This is a genomic window from Cellulophaga sp. BC115SP (genome assembly GCF_009905545.1).
Classification (GTDB): Bacteria; Bacteroidota; Bacteroidia; order Cytophagales; family Spirosomataceae; genus Flectobacillus; species Flectobacillus rivi.
The window spans coordinates 1-24452 of sequence record NZ_JAAALB010000042.1 but is presented as its reverse complement, the minus strand read 5'-3'; the positions used below and the strand labels follow the sequence as shown (position 1 = coordinate 24452).

Below are 24452 nucleotides of genomic sequence, written 5' to 3'. Positions count from 1 at the left end.
CTTTTCAGTTTCTAAAAATTCTATTATCAATTGGAATGATTAGAAAGTAACATTTAAACCAAAGTTGTAGGTAGCATACATCGGATACACGTTGTTATCAATACCTGCATTGATTGTTGCGCTTGTACCACTTGTAGCTGCACCACTGCTGTTGTAAGCACCTGTAACTTCAGGCGTAAAACCTCTATATTTAAAGAAGTTCAAAGCATTCTGTGCATTGGCAAATACACGCAATTTTTTGATGTGTAATTTGTCTGTAATAGTGCTTGGCAAAGAGTAGCCCAACTGAATGTTACGTACACGGAAGTAAGCACCACTTTCCACGAAGAAAGAGTTTGGACGATAGTTATCACCACCACCGATATTTACTGAAGGATAGGTATTAGAAGTACCTTCACCATGCCAACGGTTGTTGTAGAAATCTTTGGTAAAGTTTTCGTTACCGTAACGCAAGCCAAGGTTGGCATTGTAAATATCTACACCTGCAACGCCTTGGAAATCTAACATTAAGTCAAATTGTTTGTAGTTCCAGTTGGTGTTAATACCATAACTAAATTTAGGGTTTGGATTGCCTAATGGAGCACGGTCTAAGTCTGAGATAACACCGTCAGGCTTTCCATCTGGACCACTGATATCACGGTATTTGAAATCGCCTGGTTTAGCATTTTTCTGAGCAGAAGCAGCTACTTCAGCCGTATTTTGGAAAATACCATCTACGATATAACCAAAGAACTGACCAATAGGCTGTCCTTCGATTGTACGTGTTGCCAAAGCACCACCTGTTGACGCTGCACCACCTGAGTAGATAGGGTTAGCACCTGTTACTACACGCAAAACTTTGTTGTCGTTGATACCAATATTACCGCCAATTGAGAAAGAAAGGTCTTTTGAAATCGTATTTCTGTAGTTCAACACAAACTCGTATCCTCTGTTTTGAATATCAGCTTGGTTACCTGTAATAGTACTAGAACCAGTACCAATAGAAGAAGGAATTGGAATATCAAAAATCGCCATTTCTGTTTTTCTATTGTAATAATCAGCTTCGAAAGTCAATTTGTTTTTCAAGAAAGCCATTTCTACACCAATATCAGTACCTACACTTCTCTCCCAATATGTTGTTGGGGGCACTACCGAGTTAATGCTTGCACCTGTGTAGATTTGGTCACCAAAGATAGCTGTTAAGTTTGCCGCTTGATTTACACGCAATACTGATACGTTGGCAGGAACAGAAGCGTTTCCGACTTTACCCCAGCTTGCTCTGAATTTCAAATTGTCAAAGATTTTTTGGTCTTTCATGAAATCTTCTTCAGAAACTACCCAACCCAAACCTACTGATGGAAAATATCCCCAACGGTTATTACCAGCAAACTTTGAAGAACCATCGGCACGCAATGAAGCGTTCACCATATAACGGTTTTTGAAAGCATAGTTCACACGACCAAAATAGGAAGCAATCGTACTCAAATCACCATAATCACTAATCTGACGACCGTCAACATTTCCTAGCGTTAAATACAAATCACCTTCAGAAGTATTAGGTACATTTTGCGCAGAAGCATTGATACCATAAGAACGGTAGCTTTGTGCCGACTGACCTACCAAAACTCGAACACTATGATCTTTATTGAAAGTATTATCATAACTCAAGGTATTTTCCAAAATCCAGTTACGGTTTTCAGCTCTACCTAAGTTCAAGGTACTTACTGTTGTACGTTGTCTCAAAGTTGCAACAAATACTGGCGTGTAGTTACGAACTTCTGTTTGTCTAAATTCACCCCCAATACTTGTATGGAAAGTAAAGTGTTTAGCAAAATTCAAATCCGCAAACACGTTACCCGTCAAGCGATAGTTCGTAGTTTTTTGGTTATAAAAATCCAAAGTCGCTTGTGGGTTGTAGTTTGCACCATCACCCAAGTTATAATCACTTGGATCGCCATAAGTACCGTCAGCATAATAAACTGGTACTACTGGAGCTGCTGAGTATAATTGTCTGAAGATTGCTGGAGGAGCATCTTTTGAAGTACTTGCTGCACCTGTTACCGAGTAACCAACTTTCAAGTGTTTGAACAATTGATAATCGTTCTGTAAGCGAGCTGTGTAACGGTCAAAGTTATTACCTTCCACCAAACCAGCTTGATTCAAATAACCCAATGAGAAATTATAAGTTGACTTCTCAGAACCACCAGCTAATGAAATTTGGTGATTAGTTACAGGAGCGCTTCTTAAACCAACACGATACCAGTCTGTACCTTTGCTAAATTTAGTTGGGTCAAGCACTTGGCTACCACCATTGATAGTGGACAACTCATTTACCATGGTTGCAAACTCATTGGCATTCGCCATTTCTAATTGGTTGCTCACACGTTGAACACCATAAGAAGCATTATAAGTAATAGTTGTTTGTTCTGCTTTTCCTTTTTTAGTGGTAATCAAAATCACACCATTCGCCGCACGAATACCGTAGATAGATTGCGCGGAGGCATCTTTCAACACGTTCATCGACTCAATATCTGCTGGGTTTAAGAAAGAAATATCATCAAACCAAACACCATCCACAACATACAAAGGGTTAGGGTTACCATAAACCGTACCCAAACCACGAATACGAATTTGTGGAGAAGCACCAGGAGCCCCAGAGTTACTGATTTGTACACCAGCCACTTTACCTTGTAAAGAACTCACTGCATTTACTGAAGCTTGTTTTGAAATCTCTTCACCTTTTACCGAAACTACAGCGCCAGTCACATCCATTTTGCGCTGAGTACCATAACCTACAAATACTACCTCGTCCAACTCTTTTGAAGAATTTTGAAGTGTAATATTGATGCTACTTCTGCCGTTTACTGGCACTTCCTGCGTTTCGTAGCCAACAGATGAAATCACTAATACTGCATTATCAGCTGTAGATAGGGAGAAATTACCATTTACGTCGGTATTTGCTCCTTTGTTGGTTCCTTTTACGCGAACTGCCACTCCAGGAATTGGCTCGCCTTTGGCATCGGTTACTTTACCAGTCACTTTGGTATCTGCCACTGACTGCACATATCTTGGCAACACTTTCGCTTCCGAAAATATTGGCCCTGCGACCATCGTCGCCAAGCAAGCATATCTAAAAATTTGGGTAATTGGTTGTACATACCCCTTTTTAGATAAAAAAGTAAATGGTTTTTGTTTCATACGTTTTGCTAATTAGAAATGTAAGCACTAAGCATTGAGGTAAGGCAACAGGTGATTTAATAATGGTTCTTGATTTTACCCAAACTTACCCTACGCTCGGTTTTATAAATTGCATAGAGGGTCAGAAATGTGTGTCTTTCCCTCCATACGGGAATTAATTATTAATGCTGAATTGTGAGTGACGAATTGTGAATGCAAATTTTTAAATATCGATATTTTATATCCACAACTGATTAAAGGTAACTTCTACACAATTACTTATTTCAAATGGATTTGCACTGAAACTTCATTCTGTCCTTGCAAAATACTTGCTTTGTAAGAGCCATATTTTGCTTTGAAATGTACTTGTTGCATACCTTTCAGCGCCGCTGTAGATGCTACCAAAACTTGTTTATTGCCATTTTTGTCAGTAATAAACACTTCAACAGGTTCTGAACCTTTCACCGCAAAATCCAAAACAAAATCATCAGAATCTGGATGTTTGGTCAGGTTAACATCTTTGGTTTCAGGGTCTGGTTGATACATATAGAAACCAGTCGGGTATTCAGGTTTATTAATGCCCATTTTCTTCAAACCTGTTTGGAGTTCTTTGATATTCTCTCCAAGCTTCCAAAGCAAGCCCGAACGATAGTTTTCAATCATCACCACCATTGGTCCTTGATCAATCGCCAAATACTGGTTAGAATACCAGTTTTTGGTGGCATTGAAGGCATCATAAAACCCATATTTCCCAAAAAGAGTTGCCCCTTTTTTCAAGTACATGTAACGCATAGCTTGATATGACTCGAACGGAGTATATGGAAAAGATGAAATAGCTGCTGTTGGGCTAATTGTCCCGTTATCGTTGGTTGGCGAGTGAGCATCATAAAAATTATAATCATCACTTGCTGTCAAACCCCAGTTGTCTGTCGAATAACCAAACTCTTTGGGTGCTTCTTTCACACAATGCTTGTAATTAATGAGTGTTTGAGCTTGATTATGTTGCCAATAGTTTGTTTTCTCGTCTTGCATCAAACGTGGGTCAAGACTTAGGTATGAATAATGGGCAAAAAATAATGAGCCTCCGTACGGAAAACCAACAGTTAGTTTATATCCTAAATAGTCTTTACCATTTTCATAAAAATCACTTTTCTTCCAAGTGTTTTGATATACCTCTGGTTTGATACTATGTGTTGGAGAGCCCAATGCCAACACGTAAGTAATCAAACACTCATTGTATCCTCTGATTGGCATATTCATGTCCCAGTTATATTGTGGTGACCAGTGCCAATACAAATGCCCGTCGCCTCTTGAAGCGTACCAATCCCATTCTACACTTTCCCATAATTTGGTAATGGTATCTCTTAAGTTTTTCTCAGCTGGTGTTCCTGCGTCAAAGTACTCTCTAGCTACCAAAAGTCCATTGACCAAATAGGCAGTCTCTACCAAATCTCCCCCATTATCTTTTTCACCAAATGGTACCATTTTACCTGTACGACCATCTAACCAGTGCGACCATGCACCATGAAATCTATCTGTTTTACCTAAGAAATTCGTCATCTTTTGAAGATGCTTTACAGCGTCCTCTCTCGAAATCCAACCTCTATGAACAGCTGCCACAATGCTCATAATACCAAAGCCTGTACCACCTGAAGTAACAATATTGGGAGTTGCTGTACGCTCGGGCGCCATACCAGAAATAGGATGTGCAAAATCCCAGAAATATTGAAATGTAGCTTTTTGAACCGTTTCTATATACTCATATTTCTCATTGAGCTTTACCAGTTTAGCAGGTGTTTCAATCTTTTGTTGTGCCCACCCAGACTGCATCATTCCCAGTGCAAGTCCCAAAGCCATAGTCGCTTTCTTCATTTTAATCAGTCGATTTGGGATAGTTTTTTCCAGTAGTTTTATCGTTACTCAAAATCTTTTATGATAATACTATTAGAAAGAATTGTTATTTTTTTTATAAAAACTTTAAATTTGACATGGCAAATGTAGATTTAAAAACAACCTCATTCCTAATTTTGGGGTACATCATTACTACATCAAAACCCTTTTTTTTCACTGTTTAGGCATATTTTAACTACGTCATACACAATTTTAGGATGATTGGAGCGACTTTGGAATTGACAAACTTGTTTTGTAGAAAAACTCTTCTTGCTTTTTTTACTTTTCTTCTGACTGGTAGCACACTTATCTGGAGTCAGACTTTTGTAGGCAATAGTATCAGTAATATTGGTACACCAGAAATTATCAATTTCAATAAACAACAATATGGTGCCCACTACCAAAACTGGGATGCCACCCAAGACCCACTTACGGGCTTTATGTATTTTGCCAATTCTAAAGGTATGTTGGAATATGATGGTAGTAACTGGAAAACATTTGAGCTTCCCCGAAAACAAATTGTAAGGTCTGTTGCTGCGGATGGCTCAGGTAAAATATATACAGGAGGTATGGCAAGTTTTGGTTATTGGGAAGCCAACGAGCATGGCGTTTTAGCCTATCATTCTCTAACACACTTGATACATGACAAGGAATTTTCTCGCGAAGAAATCTGGCACATTATTCCTTATCAAGAAGGGGTGTTATTTCAGTCGTTTGCCTTTTTATATTTCTACAAAAATGGAAAAGTAACAAAGCTTAAAAACCCTGGAACCATCTTATTTGTGCATGAGGTACACCATCGATTATTTGTAGATGTGATCAATAAAGGTTTGTTCGAAATCGTAAACAATCAATTTAAGTTATTACCTGATGGAGAAAAATTAAGTCATGAAGCCATCGATGTGATTTTACCTTTTGAAGGAAATTCTTTGTTGGTCTGTACCAATAATGGTTTGTTTGTACACAATGGCACATCTGTTAAGCCTCTGAATACTCAAACCAATGAGTTTTTTCAACTCTATCGCCTAAACCGTGCTATCAAACTCCATAATGGTCAATACTTATTTGGTACACTTTTGAATGGCATCGTTTTGACTGATGCTAATGGTAAAATTCTCCGCCATATCAACCAACGACAAGGCTTGCAAAATAACACAGTGCTTTCGCTGTATGAAGACAAAGTTCACAATGTCTGGGTTGGACTCGATAAAGGCATCGATTTGCTGATGCTAAGCTCACCATTAAGCTATTTTAGAGATTTGGATGGGTATTTGGGAACCGTTTATGACATTGAATCATTAAATGGTTGGCTTTATGTGGGCACCAACCAAGGAGTATACTGTAAACCAATTAATTCCAGTACACCTTTTAAACTAGTGCCTAAAACTCAAGGACAAGTATGGGATTTGGCGGTGATAGACCAACAGCTTTTTTGTGGGCATAATAATGGAACATTGTTAATTGAAAAAAATCAAGCACGACTCATTTCGGATATTACAGGAGGATGGACCATCAAAAAACTTAAAAGTAACCCCAATTGGTTGGTTCAAGGAACCTATACAAGACTATGTTTTTACAAAAAACAAGCAAATGGTTCTTGGATATTCGACCACACGCTCGAAAATCTTGGAGGGTCATTTACTCAAGTTGAAGAGGATAACAATGGCTACTTGTGGGTGTATCGTCCATCAACAGGCATCAATCGAATTAAACTGGATCCAAGCTTCAAGAAAATTATTTCCAATCAATCTTTCGAAGGAGAAGAGTTTAGAAACAGTACCATTAATCTTCGTTCTTTCCAAAATAAGATACTCATCACTAGTCCCAAAGGGATTAAGTCATATCAGAACGATACCAGACAATTTCAATTGGATGAAGACTTACAAAAGTGGCTTTTTGGAGAAGTTATCCATAAAATTTTTCCCATTTCGGCAAATGAGTTATATGTACTTCGTAAAGATGGTTCGTTGAGCTATGCCAAAGTAGGGCAAAAACCCATCGATGTTCCTATTCCTAATAACCGTTGGGTGGATATATACGAAAATGTAGTAAAAATCAATTCTGGTGAAGTATTAGTTTGCACTGAGGATGGGTTTGTGATATTACCCCCATCGCAAATTCTAGATAAACAAGCTTCTGACAATATCAAACCTTTTATTAGAAGTGTATCGGTAGTAGACGATAGCACGGCATATTTATATAGATTTCCTCCTCAAAATCAAGAAATTACGCTCGATTATAATGAAAACAGTTTAAGTATTATTTTTAGTACAACGAGTATTAGTCCGAAAACAAAATATAGTTATTGGTTGGAAAATGGTATGAAATCATGGTCACCATACCAACTCATATCGATGAAAGAATTTAGTAATCTCCAACCTGGCTCGTACATTTTTCACCTAAAATCGAATCAGAATGCTGAGGAAAACACTATTAGTATTACGATTTTACCCCCATGGTATTGGAATGCTTGGAGTAAAGGCTTGTACACCGCCATTTTTATAGGCATTAATCTTTTATTCTATCGTTATCAGGACCGAAAATTTCGCTTAAAACAACTGAAAGAGCGCCGTAAATTAGAGCGTCGCCTCCGCAGACAGGCAGAATTAAGTGAGCAGGAAATCATTCGTTTGCGAAACGAGCAATTGGAACAAGATGTAATTAGAAAATCTGAAGAACTCGCCAACTCGACGATGACTTTGATTAAGAAAAATGAATTGCTGTTGGAGATAAAACAAGAGGTAGACAACCTCAAGAAAGAATCGGGACGCAATGTTGGCAATCAAGCGTATCGACAGATCATGAATTTGATTGACAGTAATATTTCGTCAGAACAAGATTGGCAAGTGTTTGAATCAAATTTCAATAAAGTACATGAAGAGTTTTTGAAAAAACTAATTGAGCTTTATCCAAATCTCACGCCAAGTGATTTAAAATTAGCGGCCTATTTACGCATGAATCTTTCGAGTAAAGAAATAGCTCAATTGTTTAATATCACCAACCGAAGCGTGGAGCTAAAACGCTATCGTTTGCGTAAAAAAATGGAGTTGGATACCGAAATAAACCTTGGTGAGTTTATGATGAAAATCTAATAGTAAATCTCTAAAAACACGTAGAGCCGTTGCATGCAACGGCTCCAAACAAAATTCTATAAAATCAACGCATTTCGATAGCAAACATTTAGCCATTCGCACTACGAAGGATTTAGTCCAATGTATATGGTAAAAATTCATCCACATTGGTTCCATAACGATGTAAATCACGGATGATAGTCGAACTGATGGGTGCCAGATGTGGAGACGTTATCAAGAATACCGTTTCAAGCCCTTTTACCAGATATCTATTCACTTGCGAAATAGAGTTTTCATATTCAAAATCTGTCGTATTTCTTAATCCTCTAAGCAGAAAGTTAGCATTCATTTCTTGAGCAACTGTGGCCGTCAGGTTATTATAAGCTACAACCTTTACAGGCTTTCCTACGAAAGTTTGCTCAATCCAAACAGTCATTTTTTCGATAGAGAAATAGCGATTTTTATTTGTATTGTGCCCAATACCGATAATTACCTCATCAAAAATCTCCAAAGCTCTTAGCACAATATCTTCATGCCCTTTGGTGAATGGGTCAAATGACCCTGGGAAGAACGCAATTTTTTTATTCACTTTTTCTCAAGTTTTATTCACAGTTAAATGACTTAATTATACCCGCAATAAGCTATAAGCCTTATATAGTAAGCTTAAATTGCTTTTGTAAAAGGATAGATTTTCTCACCTAATTCCTACCAAAGCCATAGCTTCCTAGTTCAAAAATAAATCTCGAACTAGGCAGTAAAACAATCTTTCATTCCAATATAATTTTTGGGAATCTGACCTTCCTCCCATACTCTTACGGTTTGATAATCCCCTAGTTCAACATTGGTGACATATTCAGAAAGAATCGCTAGCAATTGACCATCAGCGCCTAATTCTCCGAATAATTTTACGTAGGCTTTTTCAGGACTCATAGAAAGCTCACTTAGCGTAGCCAAAATATAAAAGAGTACGTCATTGGTCGACCTTGTAGGAAATCTATTACACAACTGCAATTTTCCATTATTGGTCACCACCACATTTATTGCGTCCTCTTTGATATAGACATACATCGCAGGTTGGAGACGAGACTCGGCTTTGGCAACTTCTAATAATATCTGACAAACAGGGATGTATTGAATCTCGACAAGCGGATACGTTTGTGAAAACCAATTTAATAACTCTGTTTCAACACTAAAAACATGCACTAATCCATAGGCTTCATCCATTTGAGATAGAATCTGCTCCGAATTACTAATCAACTGACCTTTAGCTAATTGAAGATATTTTTGCAAAAATTCTTTTCTAAAATACGGCAAAGGAACTTGCACAAACGACTGAGAATCGCACTGAATATGAATTGAATGCCATTTGATAGACTTCAAAAATTCATGCGAAGAATAAATAAAACTAATATTGTCCACCACACTCGAATCGGCATCCAACCACGAAAGGGAATATTCTTCGACCCAAATAATCTGAGTTGTCACTGAATCCTTTACCCAAAAACAGAAACTCTTCGAAGAAATTTCGAAGAATAGCTGATAGGTTGGAATTTTCTCAACATCAAAATTTGGGAGAAAAAATTTTCCTTTAGGTTGAATATTTGAAATAATCGCCTCCAATTGTCGTATGGGGTTGAAGAGGGTAAAATCCATCATAAAGTACTAAATTGTATTTTCACTTCCAGAACCACTATCATTATTTCCTGTTATGACAAAAAAAAATTTACATTAACAGGGATGCAAAAATACAATTCTGCTTCAAAATATGTGAAGAATTCTATGAATTGCAAACGATTATTCGTAATTTTTACTGACAATCAAGCGATTAGACTTTTGGTCAGTTGTAAAAAGATGTTTTGGCTAAATCAAAGCTTTGTTTATGGCTTTTTAGCACAAAACCCTTTGATAGAAAACAATTCATCCAAAGAGTTACAAAGAGAAAAAACTCTATGTGCCTGCGCTGTTGGCAATTGTTTGATTTCGTCAAAACTCATCCATTTAATTTCTTGAATTATTTGGTCTTTCATCTCTGGGTCAAAGCCCTTTTTGGCTTTTCCTTCTGTGATCTCGACCTTGAAAAATAATTCAATGGCATGAAGAGGAGGCTCTAGGAATTCATTTACAAAAAGCATCTCTCCTATCGATATTTCGGTTTGAGTTTCCTCTAAAAATTCTCTTTTCAGAGCTTCATTCACTGATTCGCCGTATTGAAGCCCCCCACCTGGCGGACACCAAAAGTCTGCTCCTTGCACTACACCAGCGTGATTAATCATTAATATTTTTTGGTCTTGGACACAAATTCCACATACTCTCAATCGTAGTTTTTGAGCATATAAATTCAAGACTTGTTCGTGTGCCACATCCGTAATGGTACTCATTATATTAGTTTGTTAATCAAGTGATTAAGTAAATTATTTATATATTGCTATATATCCATTTTAAAAGGCTTTGTTTCTATCAGTAATAATCAAATAGAGGCACATTTGCATCAGATACACCAAATTAATTAGGTAAAAATACAGCAAAAATTACTAGGATTTCACAAAATATCAGAATCATATTTCCGAATTGACAAATTTCTAAATCGTCATGTGTGATACATTCGTAGTGCCTCCCAAGTCAAGTAAAGATCATTGTTGGATTTTTGGAAAAAATTCCGACCGAGAACCTAATGAGGCTCAGTCGGTTGTCGATATACCTGCGCAAGAACATGCTATTGGGAGTATCTTGAATTGTACCTATCGAAGTGTCCCTCAAGCCCGATTTACCAATCGAGTAATTCTCTCAAAACCCTTCTGGATGTGGGGTGCCGAAATGGGCGTCAACGAACAAGGTGTTGCAATTGGCAATGAAGCAGTTTTTACCAAAATTCCGCTCAACAAAGAAAATACAGGACTAACAGGCATGGATATGCTCAGAATTGCCTTAGAGAGGAGTAATTCGGCGGAAAACGCCTTGGATTGTATCTTGGAACATCTCCACAATTTTGGACAAGATGCTTGTGGAGGGTATCAAAATCGGAATTTTTTCTATCATAATTCCTTCTTAATAGCCGATGCAGAAAAAGCTTTTGTTCTAGAAACAGCAGGTAAATTATGGGCTATTGAGTATGTAAAAGGTGCTCGTAGTATTTCTAATGGGCTTTCTATTGGAAACAATTATAATGAATTGGCTCCTGATGCGATAGATTTTGCCAAAAAGAAAAAGTGGATAAAACCACATGAAGAGTTTAATTGGTCAAAAGCCTTTTCTTCCTCTTTCATGAGCTGGGCTAGCAGTTGTAAGGTAAGACAAATACAGAGCACTGCTCAGGCACAACAAGCTCATTTTGATTTGCATCATGGTATCGACCTCTTGAGTTCTCACCATGATGATGAAGATTTTCAGGCGCACAAAGCCACCACCAAAGATATTTGTATGCACGCTACTGGTGTGCTTTGCCCAAACCAAACTGTTGGCTCAATGTTAGCATTTCTAAAACCACGAACCAATAGTTCGGTTTGGGTTACTAATACCTCTAATCCATGTTTGTCAGTTTTTAAGCCTTTATATTTTTACGATAAATCAGAACTACCGCTTCAACCAACGCAATCGGCTGATAATTCGATCTGGTGGCAAGCCGAAAAACTACATAGATTGCTCTTATCTGGCAAAATTGAAGAACCTCATTTTCAACATATTATTCAAGATATTGCTAAAACGAGAGATACTATCCATCATCAAGCTATTGGGCATGATGTGTTAGTAAAACAGGGATTAATGTCGTCTGTTTCAGCCACACGATTTGCCTTTCAATCATATCAAAACCATTTGAAAGACTGGTTACAATGGGCAAATCAGTCTCCACAAAAGCGTTTGGTATATCCTCCTCTTTATAGTTTTTTCTGGAAAAAACAGGGTAAAAGTGTTGGTTTATAAATAATTGCAGGGTTTTGGAAAACGAGTCATCTCCAATTTAGCGAATTGAGATTGAGTGATTATTCTTTAAATCTACGTTTCATCAGTAGAGACGCAATGCTTTGCGTCTAAATATGTCATTTTGGAATATAGTATCAAACATGAGTCATCCCTAATTTTAAGATTGGGATTATCCTCCAAGTTTTCATCAAAAAGCGGTCGGAAAATATTTTCCGACCGCTTTTTGATGCTACTATGCTAGATATGACTTGGCTTAAGACGCAATCATTGCGTCTCTACTGCTAGAAGACAACATTTAACATAATCACTCATTCGTTCAATCACTCAATCACTAAATTCAGGATGATTCAACTCACTATGTGCCTTTGTGCCTATTCCCTTATTTACTCCACTCCATGATATAGGTATATGGCGCCATACGTCCAATTAGGGCCTTCAAGATTTGGATAATTATATCTATCCATCATCAAAGCAACATACTTAAAAGGGTATCCATCTGGTAATTGTACAACGTTTGGCCAAACTCTTGTGCCAGCCTTCTCATCCCAAGGTGGCAAATCCATCTTCAACGTTCCTACACTTTGTAAATATGGATAAGAATAAATAAAGATTTCTCTTTCTTGACTTCCTGAAAAGCAATAGCGCTGGTCACCTATTTTTTGAATAGATGTCCCTGTAGAATTATGACTAACTGGCCCAGCAATTTTCTGATAGTTTTTGTTCCAATCCTTTGACTCAAGCATTACAGCTTTATATCCACCTTGATTTTCACATGTCAAAATTCTCCATTTCTTAGCTTTTGAATCATACAAGATATGTGGATCTTCAATATCACCAACAATCCCAAAAGGTGTTGCCTTCATGATTGAAAAACCAAATCGAGGGTCTTTAGTACCTTCGATTGCGAGCAACTGTTTCTTTTCTTGAGGATTGGCATACGCACTAAACCCAGTTGTCAAGCCACGCCATAATTTTTCTTTTCTATCATAAAAAATATGTGAAGCAATTTCATTGCGGAGTAAACCGTCATTTCTATCAAAGAGTACGATTCCTTCGAGCTTTAGGTCAAACAAACTTGGATTCATACTGAAGACTCCTTGAATATGATGAGGCAATGCCCTACCACGTATCGACATCGTATACCACAGACGTCCTTGATCGAGCATAGGCTCTCCGTCTTCGTAGGTGATGGCACGAATATCGGCAAGTCCCATACCCGCACCCAATACCGAACTTACTTTATTGACCTCTACCCTACCCGATTGCAAAGAGACAAACAAATGACTTTGATAGGTATGGAGACATTCTTTTTTTCGTAAATCCAAATACTGACTAAAATCGGATTGTCCAATCGGTATAATTTGTCCCTCCGACTGTGCAAAAACGGTAAGTCCGCTTCCAAGCATTTGGAGGATAATTTTTTGTGGTATCCCTCCTTTTTTAAAACCTTTATTGGTAATAGCCCCCTCTGACAAAGTTTTGCCTTGGCTAATAATTTTTTGCTGAACCCCTACTATCTGGTTATTGAAGAATTGAACTTTTATCAAAAATTGCGACGTTTTTTCTTGATTAGTAAACTCAAATCCAACGTCTCCATTGCCCTCCAAATGCCCTAACTCAATACTGTAAGTAGCAAAAGGATTAAAACCTCCAAACCAAATAGAAGTTTGACTTTCGTGAGTTGATTGCAAAATTAACTGTTTGTTTTTGAGCAAAATCTCTGCCTGAGTAGACAAATGGTGCTTCACAGGGTACATCGAAGGCATCCCGATTATTTCCTCAGGAATCAATGAGGCTAAGGGGAGCGCCAATTTTTCATCAAAAATAAATCTACGAACACCTTGTCGGACAAATTTGATTTTTTCTGGTGAAGGCGCATTTTGAGCATGAAGATTTACAATAGAAAGCCAGAACAGCGTCCAGATGGGTAATAATTTCGAAATTTTCATAGAATTGGGATAGTCTCAGAAAGGTCGTTAACCTTTCTGAGATTTGACATTTGTACTATACTACCGAAGTTATGGAAGACAAATGAGGTTTGGTAACCTTGTTTACACTGTTCCAATTCAAATGATTACATCATGGTTAGGGTGTATGGTATTTTATAAATGGTGTTAATTAAAACTCGCTCTAAATTCTAATGGGCTAGATGTTGTTTTAGCTTTGAACAACTTACTAAACGATTGTGGATGTTCGAAGCCCAATTCATAAGCAATTTCACTTACTGATAGATTAGTAGTCGATAACTTTTCTTTAGCTTTAGAAATTAATTTTTCATGAATATGTTGCTGAGTACTAAAGCCAGTAAGTGAGGTAAGAAGTCCTCTTAAATAACTTGGTGAAAGATTAAGTTGATCAGAAATGTACTGTACTGTGGGTAATCCTTTTGAAATCAAATCCTCGTCATCAAAATAAAGATTGAGTAGCTGCTCTAACTTTTCCAATACTTGGTGATTTGTTTTTTTGCGAGTAATAAATTGCCTATTGTAAAATCTTTGAGCATAATTGAGGAGTGTTTCAATATGCGATATAATAATCTCTTGGCTAAAATTATCAATGTTGGTATTGTATTCTTGTCTTATATTTTCGACAATATTGTTGATAATTATTTCTTCCTTTTCAGAAAGGAAAAGAGCTTCGTTTGACGCATAATTGAAAAAATCATATTTCTTTATTTTGGATGCCAAAGAGGTATTCCATAAAAAATCTGGGTGAATAAATAACATCCAGCCTGATAGATTGGGTGGAGTACCGCCTGCTTCGCCCCTTAAAATTTGACCAGGAGCCATAAAAGCCATTAATCCTTCGTCAAAATCATATTTTTGTTGACCATAAATTAAATTATCGCAACCTCGTTTTATTGAAATTGCATAAAAATCAAAGACAACTGAACTTACTTCAGCATGACTTTTAAACTGCGTTACATCGACAATACTGATAAGCGGATGATTGGGTTTTTCAAGACCAGCTAGCTTATGGCCATCTGTAATCGTTTTTATTCTAAAAGTATGAGTGTTTTGCATTGCAAGAAGTTTATTTAATTTTTGAATGGATATTTTAGCCAAATCATTAATAATGGCATAATTAAAAAGGGAATTTCTATCATGACCATTTTATAGTTTTCGGCTTTAATTGCAAATGCCATGACTGTAACAATCACAAAAGCATTCAGTAAATTCCCTAAAAAGAAAGTTTTGGGAATCAGTTGAAGTACAGCGATAGTAATTACTACAATACCCATAAATTTCATGCTGGATTCGGTCAGTCCCAACTGAGCAATCATCTTTTGCTGCTCGACGGTGGGTGTCTTGAAAGAATCTAAGCCATGTTTAACATTTAAACCTGCTAAAACCAGTAAAAGCACCAAGGAAATAATGTTCTTTATCATGTTATTATATATCGTTTTAAATAGTTATATTTTTTTAACTCAACAATACAGCTTCGCCAAGTTTTACTATTCTCAATTGCCCATCGGCTCTTTCTACTTTAGCCAAATTCCCTAAAATCTTCTCTGGTTCTGATAAAGGCTCATCAGCCATGTCAAAAGTTCCATAATGAAATGGTATAAACATTTTGGCTTTGGTATCCTTAAATGCCTGAAAGGCATGTTCGGGGTCTTGGTGGTTGGGCGACATAAACCATCTAGGCGAATAAGCACCTGCCCCAATAAGAGCAACATCTAAATTGGGGAACAACTCTCCTACCTCTTTGAAATGACTTCCATAACCAGAATCACCTCCAAAATAGATAGTTGTATCTTTACTTTTTAGTACAAATGCTCCCCATAAACGTTCATTGGCATCGCCCAAAGACCTATTTGACCAATGACGAGACGGCAAATAAAATATTTGAACAGTATCTTCAAGATTATATTGTTGATACCAGCCAGCCTCCTGTATTTCGTTTGGATTAACCCATTTTTGTATTAATGACTCCATTTTTAATCCAGTAAGAAACTTAGCATTAGGGTTTTGTGCTTGCAAAATTTTTAGGCTTTTCTTATCGCAGTGGTCGTAATGAGCATGAGATACAAGTACATAATCGATATTTACCAGCTTATCTGTTGAAATTGGAAATTCGGAAAAACGCTTTGTCATAGGAGGCGAACCAAAAATAGGGTCAATCAATATCTGTTTGCCTGCCAAACGAATAAAAAAAGTAGCATGACCCAAAAATACTATAACATCTTCGGAAGACGTAAGAAAGCTATCATCCTTTATGACGGGCATTTTCCAAGTATCGTTTTGCTTTATTTTTTTCTGTGGATTCTTTTGAACCATCCACTTTAAAGCTTTACTGAATTCATTGGTATTAGGAAATTCATGATTCATAAAACACCCTTTTTCATCCAAGGGAGTACCTTTCCAGTTTGGTAAAATAGTTTTCAAAGCTGGATTATAGGTTCGTGAGGTTACTTGAGGAATTTTTGACAATTCGCCCATTTGATGTTTAGCTACCCAAACGATACCTCCTAAAGTGGCTGATGAAGTTATAAATTTTCTCCTATTCATTAATTTTACTTATCGTTATAATACGTTTTATCTTGATTTTAAATTATTTAACTAATTACTTATGACTACCCAAAGCTCTTCAACGTTTAGGCTTATATGCCTCACTTGAATTTTTGGATAAACTTGCTTTTTACTTTCCTTTTCAATTATTGTTGATTGCTGAAGTAAGTTCTTTAAATCGGATTCATCCAACTTACTCCATTTTCCATTTCCAAAATTGATTACTAATTTTTTGTCGATACTTTTATGATTGATAGAATCTTTAAGAGCAATGTTATTTGCATTATAGTAGCTAAGCAGCTGAATATAAATAGGTTTTCTCAGCTTATTACTAATAAATATGGTTCTGGTTGAGCTACAAGAAAACATGAACCCAGAAAAGACCAACAAAGAAATTTTACATAAGTAATATTTAGAACGCATATTATAACTTTATTTAACTCGTGATATAAACGCCTTTTGATGTAGTCCAAAAAAAGCCATTCATTTTAAGCATCTATTTTATTTTCGGCATTTCCCTTTTCAAAGACCTGTTGCAGAGGTAATGAAAGTAACCGAATATCTGTTAAGTCAAACACCGCATTGGCTATAGCGGGAGCAATAGGTGAAATTGGAGATTCTCCTACTCCATAAGGCTTATCAGTACCCTCGTATATCAGCACTTCTATTTCAGGTGTGTCAGATAACTTGGCGACCTTATATGAATGGAAGTTAGTTTCTACAAATTGACTATCTTCAATGGTACCTTTCTCATATAGCGAAGCAGAAATCGCCATCATAGTAGCACCTTCTACTTGTTGCCTTATACCTTCAGGATTAATTACCTTACCCGGGTCAATGGCTTGTACTACTCTTTTTACTTTTATATAACCTTCTTCTATTTTTACTTCGACCACTGCGGCTGAAATCGTTTTATGATCATCGCAAACGGCTATACCACGACCAATATCTGTTGGTTTGGGGTTAAACCAACCAGATTTTTCAGCAAGGAGTTCAAGAAGCTTTTCCCTTCTTTTTAATTGCGCTGTGTCTCCACAATGGTTTAATCTGAATTTAAGTGGATCTATATTTGCTTTATGTGCCAAAATATCCATAAAGGTTTCTATAGCAAAAGTATTGGCGAACATACCCACACCACGCCACATTGAGGTTTCAAAAGGTAAGCTATTTTGCCAAATGGTTGTATTAATGTTGGGTACATCATAAGTAATCCGAGAGCCATGACCCGCCACTATGAAATCAGCACCTAATAAAGGTTCAGCAGCAGGCATTGCCATAAATGCCATTGGTCCAGTAGCAAGATCATGTTGCATCGACAATATTTGCCCATTTTTTGATAATTTCCCTTTCAATATATGCTGAGTGTTTGGGCGAACATATCCATTTTGAAATTCTTGTTTTCGAGTGTAAAGCAACTGTACTGGTTTACCCACCACCTTTGATAGTTTGGCTGCTTCTACTGCATTATGTTTAAATGCACGCCTACCAAAGCCCCCGCCCAAATAGGTCGGTATTATATCTATTTTATCAGTGTCGATACCTAGTGCCTCTGAAACTGACGACTGCATAAATGTGAGATTTTGTACGGAAGCATAAAGTGTTAATTTATCCTTTTTATAGTCGGCCACAACTATGCTGGGTTCCATACCAGCATGAAAGCCAATCGGAGTCCGAAATTCAGCAACAATTTCTTCTCCAATTATTTTATCAATATCACCCGTTTTTTGGATATTTACTTCTGTCCCATTACCTACACTAATCGCCTTTTCAGTATCATTTGTACTATAGTTTGGTATATAATCCCAAGTGACTTTTACTGATGATAAAGCTGTTTCAGCAGCATATCTTGAATTGGCCACAATTCCTACCCATTCTTTTTCTTCAACTACAGATAGTACTCCAGCACTTTTTTGAGCTTTACTGAAATCAATACTTTTTATTTTTCCATTAAAATATGGACTGTAAAGTACTGCTCCATAAACCATTTCGGGTAAATCAACATCTATCCCATAGATAGGTTTAGCCAAAACCTTATCTAAAAGATCAAATCTTTTTTGTTCTTTCCCTACGTATTTGAAGGCCGATGCGGGACGTAAGGTAGGTAGTTCGGCAGCTATCCACTCAGTAGTTTGCTTGGCTAATTCGGCATAGGTTATACTTTTTGTTCCAGAGGTAATTACTCCGTCTTTAGTGGCAATAGTAGTAATATTTACACCCCAAAGTTTGGAAGCTGCTAACTTCAAGGTTTCTCTGAGTGTAGCGGCTATTTCACGAATAATAACATATAACGAAGATGTACTATTGCTTACACCTGTGTTTGATATAATACCATTTAAAGACGAAGCGTGTACCACTTTAATATTTTCTAAAGTAATATCCAACTCTTCTGCGGCCAGCATAGCAAAGCCTGTAAAGATACCTTGCCCCATTTCTACTTTAGGAGATTTGAGGGTGATAGTATTATCAGCATTGACTTCAAACCACATATTTGTATCAAAATTATCAATATCGGTAGCAAATTCCATTTCAGCTACAAAGCCACTTATTTCTCGTCGGATTAGTGAGCGTCCAAAATATAGCAAAGCTAATGTGCCAACAAGACCAGTACCTGTGCGTGCTAAAAATTTTCTCCTTGAAAAACCTTTTTTTGAATTACTATTTGATTTTCCCATTTTATTTGATTTTTGATGCGTGAATAATGGCCTTAATGATACGTGGATGTGTCCCGCAACGACAAATGTTTGTTATACCATTTTTTATATCTTCAACACTGGGATTTGGGTTTTGCTCTAATAGTTTGGCTGCTGCCATTATAAAACCAGGCTGACAATATCCGCATTGAGGTACTTGAATATCAAGCCAAGCTTGTTGCACAGGATGCAAATGGGATTCGTTTTCAGATAGTCCTTCGATAGTTGTTATTCGCTTACCATCTGCCATCTTGGCTGGGTAAGAACAGGAGCGTACCAGTTCTCCATCCACATAAAGTGAGCATGCACCACATAGAGCCATTCCACATCCAAATTTGGTTCCTTTTAACTTTACCACATCCCTAATAAGCCATAATAAGGGCATGTCTGGGTCAATATCTACTACTTTTTCTTGGTTGTTTATTGTGAGATTTATTTTCATATAATTAATGGTAAAGATTTTATATAAAATTTAAGACAACGATGATGGATAAAAGCTCAATACTTTTTACTATACAAAAGTCATCATCCAAAAACAATAAAGAATAACCAAAACGCCTTTTATTGTAGCCAAAAAACAGTATCTATTTATAAGTAGTATGTTGATATTCTTGAATAAGAATATTCAAAAACTACAATTCAAACCTTACGCCAAAGGTGGGGAATACTCCTAGTCCGATATTAAATACTTTTCCTGTTTGTGGTACAAACAATTTTGTTGCTTCATTAAATCGCCCACTTACATTCCCTAAATCCAAAAAGGCTGAGAAAAGACCTTTTTTCATTTGTTTGTAGTAATCAATCCTAATATCTAGGGCCATGTAGTCAGCTAATCTGTCGCCATTTATAGCTGTAATTTCTTGAGAATATCGCAGCTTGTTAGGATTGTTTAGTACATCTTCGTGAACAATATAGGCATCAGTTGGCCTACCAGTACTGTATCTATACTTACCTGAGAATAACCATTTATTATTTGGTTTGTAACTGATAAGAGCATTTAAAGTATGCGGCACACTAAAAGTATAGTCGTATTCACCTTGTCCATTGTTATCATCTCTTTTACTTTCCATAAACGAATAACCCACTTGTCCATTGATTTTATTCGTAAGTCGCTTCACCAAAGTGATGTCTGCACCAAAAGCATTCCCAGTACCATCATTATTGAATGTTCCCTGAAATCTGTTAGGCTGTACTACCAAAGCATAAAATCTTTTTGTCCAACTTTCTACCACCAATTTCAAATCGGGCGAAAACTGATATTTGTAGCCCAATATTGCTTGAATTGTTTCCTCTGGCTTTAGCTTATTGTTTGGATCTTGGCTGGCAATATCCGAGTAGCCAAGGTCTTGGTAATAAATACCAGCGGCAAAATTTAAACTTTGCTTTTCGTTAAAAGCATAAGAACCGCTTATTCGTGGCGAAATGGTTGAATGCTCGCTAAATCCAAAATAATCATATCTTAAACCAGGGTTTAGCGTGAATTTATCAGAAACATTCCATGATAAACTTGCGTAAGCTGCTCCGTTGATTGCACTATTCTCAAAATTAGCATTAAAGCTATCTGGAGTAATGATTTGGTATCTCTGTGCAGGATTTGGGCGTACATCATTGCTACGATACACAAACATCGTATCGGTATTACTTAATATTCGTCGGTATTCCAAATCTACCAGCATGGCATCTACTCCTACTGTAAAACTTGCTTTTTTGTACTTTTTCGTATAAATGGAACGGTAGCCAATTTCTTGCTGGTTGTTGATAATATTTCTGAGGTTGGATACGTAGTAACCGCTTTTGGGGTCTATAATCATACCTTCGTTATTAAGAGAAGGAGTAAATCGCCCAAATTTATTATCTGTATTAGACGCTCTAAAGTAAAGTACGTTTTTCCAATAACTCGTAGAAGATACCAATGTGCGTAAATTAAGCCCTATCATTGTTTTGCTACCTGTATTATTAAAAAGGTTATTGCCGGGACTATTATCTCCGTTGATATCAGTGTCTGCGTCAACGTCATCAATGGTACGGTATGCCCTTTCAGGGTTATACATGGCGATAAAAGAAAGCTTGTTCTTTGAATTGAGATCTGTGGTAGTTTTTAACAGATAATCACCAAAGTAAACCGCTCCAAAATTACCTGTACCCGTCATATTGACTGTTGGAGCCAGATTTTGGTAGCGTGCTGTTGAAAATAGGCTTGTTTTTTTAGATATAGGGCCATCTGCAACTAAGGTTGCTCCTAACAAATCAAATTGACCAACAAAAGACCAAGTTTCTTTATTTCCTTCTTTTATACCCAAACCAAGATATGATGATGCTTTTCTGCCGTTTGTGACATCAAAGCCCCCGTTTTGAAACTGTACATTGTCTATAATTCTTGGAGCAAATATGCTAAACCTACCGCCATTGGGGTCGTTAAAACCTGAATTGAAGCCTTCAGCTTCAAGATGTGATAAATTGAACATTGGTATGTCGTCCACCATATATACGTTGTCTTGTGTACCTTGTCCACGTGCGGCAATGGCCGAAAACTGTGAGCCACTACTTACAACTCCAGGCAAAATTGACAAGGCCCTCATAATATCCCCTCCAGCACCAGGATTTCTAAAAATCTCTTCTCTGTTTAGTGAAAATGTTGAGACTGGTGTTAATGGATTGACCTCTCCTTTGAAAACCTTCACAACTACCTCTGAAAGGTTAGTTACATCTTCCAGAAGCTCTATTTCTGTGTAATAAGTTTTACTTGAAGTAACATTGATGTCCGTTAGTTCTTTGGTTTGAAAGCCAATAATTGATACAGTAACTAAGTAGCTTCCAGCAGGGATGTTGTTGATGGTAAATACACCATCGGCATCAGTAGATGCTCCTAAGCTAGTGTTATTTATACGAATGTTAGCCCCAATGATAGGCTGTTTTGTTGATTTCTCAATAACTTTTCCTTTGAAACTGCCTGTCTTCTGGGCTTGTGATAAAAAGCCAAAAAGGCTCAGAACCAACGTAAAAATCAATTGTTGGAAACTTCTTTTTGTTTGCATTTTTCTATTATGATAGATTTAAAAAATTTGTTTCAACAAAACTACCATATCACAAACTCCAGTATTTAGCCTAAACGCTGTTTGATGTATCCAAAAAATGGATTCGAAAAAAAGTCTTTTTATTGGGAACCATCATTCTATTTAAAAGATGTTACACTTTTGTGTTATAAATACTTTTGTTAAAGTTTAGGGGAATTATTATTATTTAAAACTCTGTAAAATAGGGGAATGTGGGAGTCTTCCGCACGCCAACGCAAGCAAATGTGTGTCTATCTAGTATTTCGGATAGTCTAAGCGGTTTGTTAGGTTTTTAAAACCGATTTGATTGAAGATTTGGGTAAATCATAATTCATGATTATCCATGAACTTTTGATTGTTTGCGGTTTAATTTGATTTTAGTAGAAATAGGAACGGACTTTTCACCATCAACTTGAATTACGCAGGAGATTGAACCAAAATCTTTGGTTTTACCTTCACGAAACCAGTAATAGAAAGATAACATGTTGATAGGAGTGTAATTTACATTTCTAGGTGGGTAGTTGTTTAATTTTTTGACATTTGGTAAAACTGTGTATTAAATAAGAAATTATAAAAGTTTAAACACAGGTCAAAAAGTATTCCAAAAACCACAAAAATGAAAATGTAAGTAAAAATGTTAGTAAAATTAAAAAAGTGCCTTGGTTGCAAGTAGAGGGGCTTTTTGAGGTATTTCAGACGATTGAAGAAAATCCGTTATAAAACAAAAAAGCGAGCTAAATAGCTCGCTTGCAAGTCCTTAATTATGTAGGTTGTGGTCTCGTAGGGATTCGAACCTTGTTGATTTTCAGGGCATTACAAGTCTAAACTTGCAACTGTTAGTAAAAATGTTAGTAAATGGGGCAAAAAAAAACCTATGCCACACTCGCCAACACGCCTTGTCTTCTACTAACATACTTAAAATTTGGCTGCTTCGATAGCTGTTCCTCTAACTGATATGCTCTTATCTTCCAATTCTGTGCTTCAGTAGTTGCTTCTTCAACAAGCCTCTTCCAGAAACCTACAGGTTCTTCTTTGGTTTCTACATCTAAGAAGTATGTAATTTGAACACCTAGAATTTCACATATTTTTTCTAATGTGTCTACTCTGGTACTCCCTGAATCGATCATCCTCTTAATCCCACCTTGAGACATACCTATTTTTTCACAAAGTTCGACCTGAGTCATTCCTTTTTCTTTGAGAGCTTTTTTTAATTTTTCTGCGAAATTTTTCATAATTGTACCTTTTAGACTGCTTACAGTAAAGCGTGTTGACACAAAAATTGAATATTTTAATAAAAATCACACTTTTGTACGATTAATATTTGGATAATAACATTTTTGTGCGATATTTGTAATCATAAATCGCACAAAAAACGAATTATATACGAATATAAAACGAAAAGTGCGATTTTTAGTTATATAATACATTAAAAAATATACTATATATCTATGATTTCGAAGGATGATATTAAAAACGCCTATCGCTCCTTAACAAGGGTTGACCGAAAACAGATAAAGGATGTTCTATGCGAAAAGTTTGGATATAAGGAAAGAAACTTTCAAGCAAAGATGTCAGGATATTATACTTGGACAAAAGCTGAGATAGGTTTATTAAGGAGTTTACTTGAGCTAGATGGCGCATAACAAAGTTTATTAGGATTCATTAATAAGACACCTTGTACTTTCTCTACCCTCATTAGTTCATTTACAATATTTACACATTTCATTTATTCAGATTAATAGTTCATTACGTTCATTTAACCCTCTATTACACCATGAATATACCTGAATTAGTTCGCTCTTTGTCCGCTGACCCACTTATGCAGTTTATACTTGCAATGTGTATGGGTGCTTTTTCAATCTCGATGTTGGGTGAAGTACTTAATCGTTCTGAGTTTTTGAGGGATTTGCTTTACGGCAAAGACACCGATGAGTAAACAAGTAAACGTCCCAACAAGTTGGTATTCGACTGATGAGTTGATTTTTACTTAATTTTGTCATTTTCAACTCTAATATTAAGCTCATGAATAGCGACTTTCACATTTATGCTGGCTTCGTAATCGGAGGATTACTGATGGCTTGGTACTTTAAGAACAATAGACGACCACCTACTAACTGTTTGTAAAATGTCTGTCTTATTTGATTTAGTTTGTTTGGTTGTATT

Annotated in this window: 19 protein-coding genes; 4 read left to right on the top strand and 15 right to left on the bottom strand. The window is 36.6% G+C overall.

Annotation, left to right across the window (positions count from 1 at the left end):
- Positions 1 to 39: 39 nt before the first annotated feature.
- Positions 40 to 3177 (bottom strand): TonB-dependent receptor, encoded by a 3138-nt coding sequence (locus GVN22_RS21880; protein ID WP_205690999.1) that lies wholly within the window; start codon positions 3175 to 3177, stop codon positions 40 to 42.
- A gap of 258 nt (positions 3178 to 3435) precedes the next feature.
- The gene (locus tag GVN22_RS21875; protein ID WP_205690998.1) at positions 3436 to 5028 is read right to left on the bottom strand and encodes a glucoamylase family protein; all 1593 of its coding nucleotides are present in this window, start codon (positions 5026 to 5028) and stop codon (positions 3436 to 3438) included.
- A gap of 236 nt (positions 5029 to 5264) precedes the next feature.
- Between GVN22_RS21875 and GVN22_RS21870 the strand changes: the two genes are divergently transcribed.
- Positions 5265 to 8138, top strand: coding sequence for a two-component regulator propeller domain-containing protein (locus tag GVN22_RS21870; protein WP_166553141.1), 2874 nt, complete (start codon positions 5265 to 5267; stop codon positions 8136 to 8138).
- A 112-nt stretch (positions 8139 to 8250) separates the two neighbouring features.
- Here the strand turns inward: GVN22_RS21870 and coaD are convergent, their stop codons facing one another.
- The 3 genes from coaD to GVN22_RS21855 form a co-directional block, all read right to left on the bottom strand.
- A complete protein-coding gene (coaD, locus tag GVN22_RS21865; protein WP_166553140.1) occupies positions 8251 to 8706 on the bottom strand; it encodes a pantetheine-phosphate adenylyltransferase in 456 nt (151 codons plus the stop codon).
- A 158-nt stretch (positions 8707 to 8864) separates the two neighbouring features.
- The gene (locus GVN22_RS21860; RefSeq protein WP_166553139.1) at positions 8865 to 9773 is read right to left on the bottom strand and encodes a DUF3822 family protein; all 909 of its coding nucleotides are present in this window, start codon (positions 9771 to 9773) and stop codon (positions 8865 to 8867) included.
- Between the two features lie 221 nt (positions 9774 to 9994).
- Complete coding sequence (locus GVN22_RS21855) at positions 9995 to 10495, bottom strand: NUDIX hydrolase (RefSeq protein WP_166553138.1); 501 nt, start codon at positions 10493 to 10495, stop codon at positions 9995 to 9997.
- Between the two features lie 211 nt (positions 10496 to 10706).
- Between GVN22_RS21855 and GVN22_RS21850 the strand changes: the two genes are divergently transcribed.
- Complete coding sequence (locus tag GVN22_RS21850; RefSeq protein ID WP_166553137.1) at positions 10707 to 12035, top strand: hypothetical protein; 1329 nt, start codon at positions 10707 to 10709, stop codon at positions 12033 to 12035.
- Between the two features lie 383 nt (positions 12036 to 12418).
- Here GVN22_RS21850 and GVN22_RS21845 read toward each other — a convergent pair whose 3' ends face one another.
- From GVN22_RS21845 to GVN22_RS21800, 10 genes are all read right to left on the bottom strand, one after another.
- Complete coding sequence (locus tag GVN22_RS21845; protein ID WP_166553136.1) at positions 12419 to 13984, bottom strand: hypothetical protein; 1566 nt, start codon at positions 13982 to 13984, stop codon at positions 12419 to 12421.
- 165 nt (positions 13985 to 14149) lie between these two features.
- A complete protein-coding gene (locus tag GVN22_RS21840) occupies positions 14150 to 15058 on the bottom strand; it encodes an AraC family transcriptional regulator (protein ID WP_166553156.1) in 909 nt (302 codons plus the stop codon).
- A 14-nt stretch (positions 15059 to 15072) separates the two neighbouring features.
- A complete protein-coding gene (locus GVN22_RS21835) occupies positions 15073 to 15423 on the bottom strand; it encodes a hypothetical protein (protein ID WP_166553135.1) in 351 nt (116 codons plus the stop codon).
- Between the two features lie 34 nt (positions 15424 to 15457).
- On the bottom strand, positions 15458 to 16546 hold the full coding sequence (locus tag GVN22_RS21830; protein ID WP_205690997.1) for an MBL fold metallo-hydrolase: 1089 nt from the start codon (positions 16544 to 16546) through the stop codon (positions 15458 to 15460).
- Between the two features lie 51 nt (positions 16547 to 16597).
- Positions 16598 to 16969 (bottom strand): hypothetical protein, encoded by a 372-nt coding sequence (locus tag GVN22_RS21825; RefSeq protein ID WP_166553134.1) that lies wholly within the window; start codon positions 16967 to 16969, stop codon positions 16598 to 16600.
- A gap of 65 nt (positions 16970 to 17034) precedes the next feature.
- The gene (locus GVN22_RS21820; RefSeq protein WP_166553133.1) at positions 17035 to 19218 is read right to left on the bottom strand and encodes a molybdopterin cofactor-binding domain-containing protein; all 2184 of its coding nucleotides are present in this window, start codon (positions 19216 to 19218) and stop codon (positions 17035 to 17037) included.
- 1 nt (position 19219) lies between these two features.
- A complete protein-coding gene (locus tag GVN22_RS21815) occupies positions 19220 to 19678 on the bottom strand; it encodes a (2Fe-2S)-binding protein (RefSeq protein WP_166553132.1) in 459 nt (152 codons plus the stop codon).
- A 190-nt stretch (positions 19679 to 19868) separates the two neighbouring features.
- Positions 19869 to 22271: a TonB-dependent receptor gene (locus GVN22_RS21810; protein ID WP_166553131.1), complete on the bottom strand. Its 2403-nt coding sequence runs from the start codon at positions 22269 to 22271 to the stop codon at positions 19869 to 19871.
- A gap of 355 nt (positions 22272 to 22626) precedes the next feature.
- Entirely contained in the window at positions 22627 to 22773 is a 147-nt protein-coding gene (locus tag GVN22_RS21805; protein ID WP_166553130.1) for a hypothetical protein, read from the bottom strand.
- Positions 22774 to 23161: 388 nt separating this feature from the next.
- Positions 23162 to 23521, bottom strand: a complete 360-nt coding sequence (locus GVN22_RS21800; protein WP_166553129.1) for a helix-turn-helix domain-containing protein — start codon at positions 23519 to 23521, stop codon at positions 23162 to 23164.
- Between the two features lie 216 nt (positions 23522 to 23737).
- Between GVN22_RS21800 and GVN22_RS21795 the strand changes: the two genes are divergently transcribed.
- Both GVN22_RS21795 and GVN22_RS21790 read left to right on the top strand, forming a co-directional pair.
- Positions 23738 to 23932: a hypothetical protein gene (locus tag GVN22_RS21795; protein ID WP_166553128.1), complete on the top strand. Its 195-nt coding sequence runs from the start codon at positions 23738 to 23740 to the stop codon at positions 23930 to 23932.
- 131 nt (positions 23933 to 24063) lie between these two features.
- Positions 24064 to 24225, top strand: a complete 162-nt coding sequence (locus tag GVN22_RS21790) for a hypothetical protein (protein ID WP_166553127.1) — start codon at positions 24064 to 24066, stop codon at positions 24223 to 24225.
- Positions 24226 to 24452 lie beyond the last annotated feature (227 nt).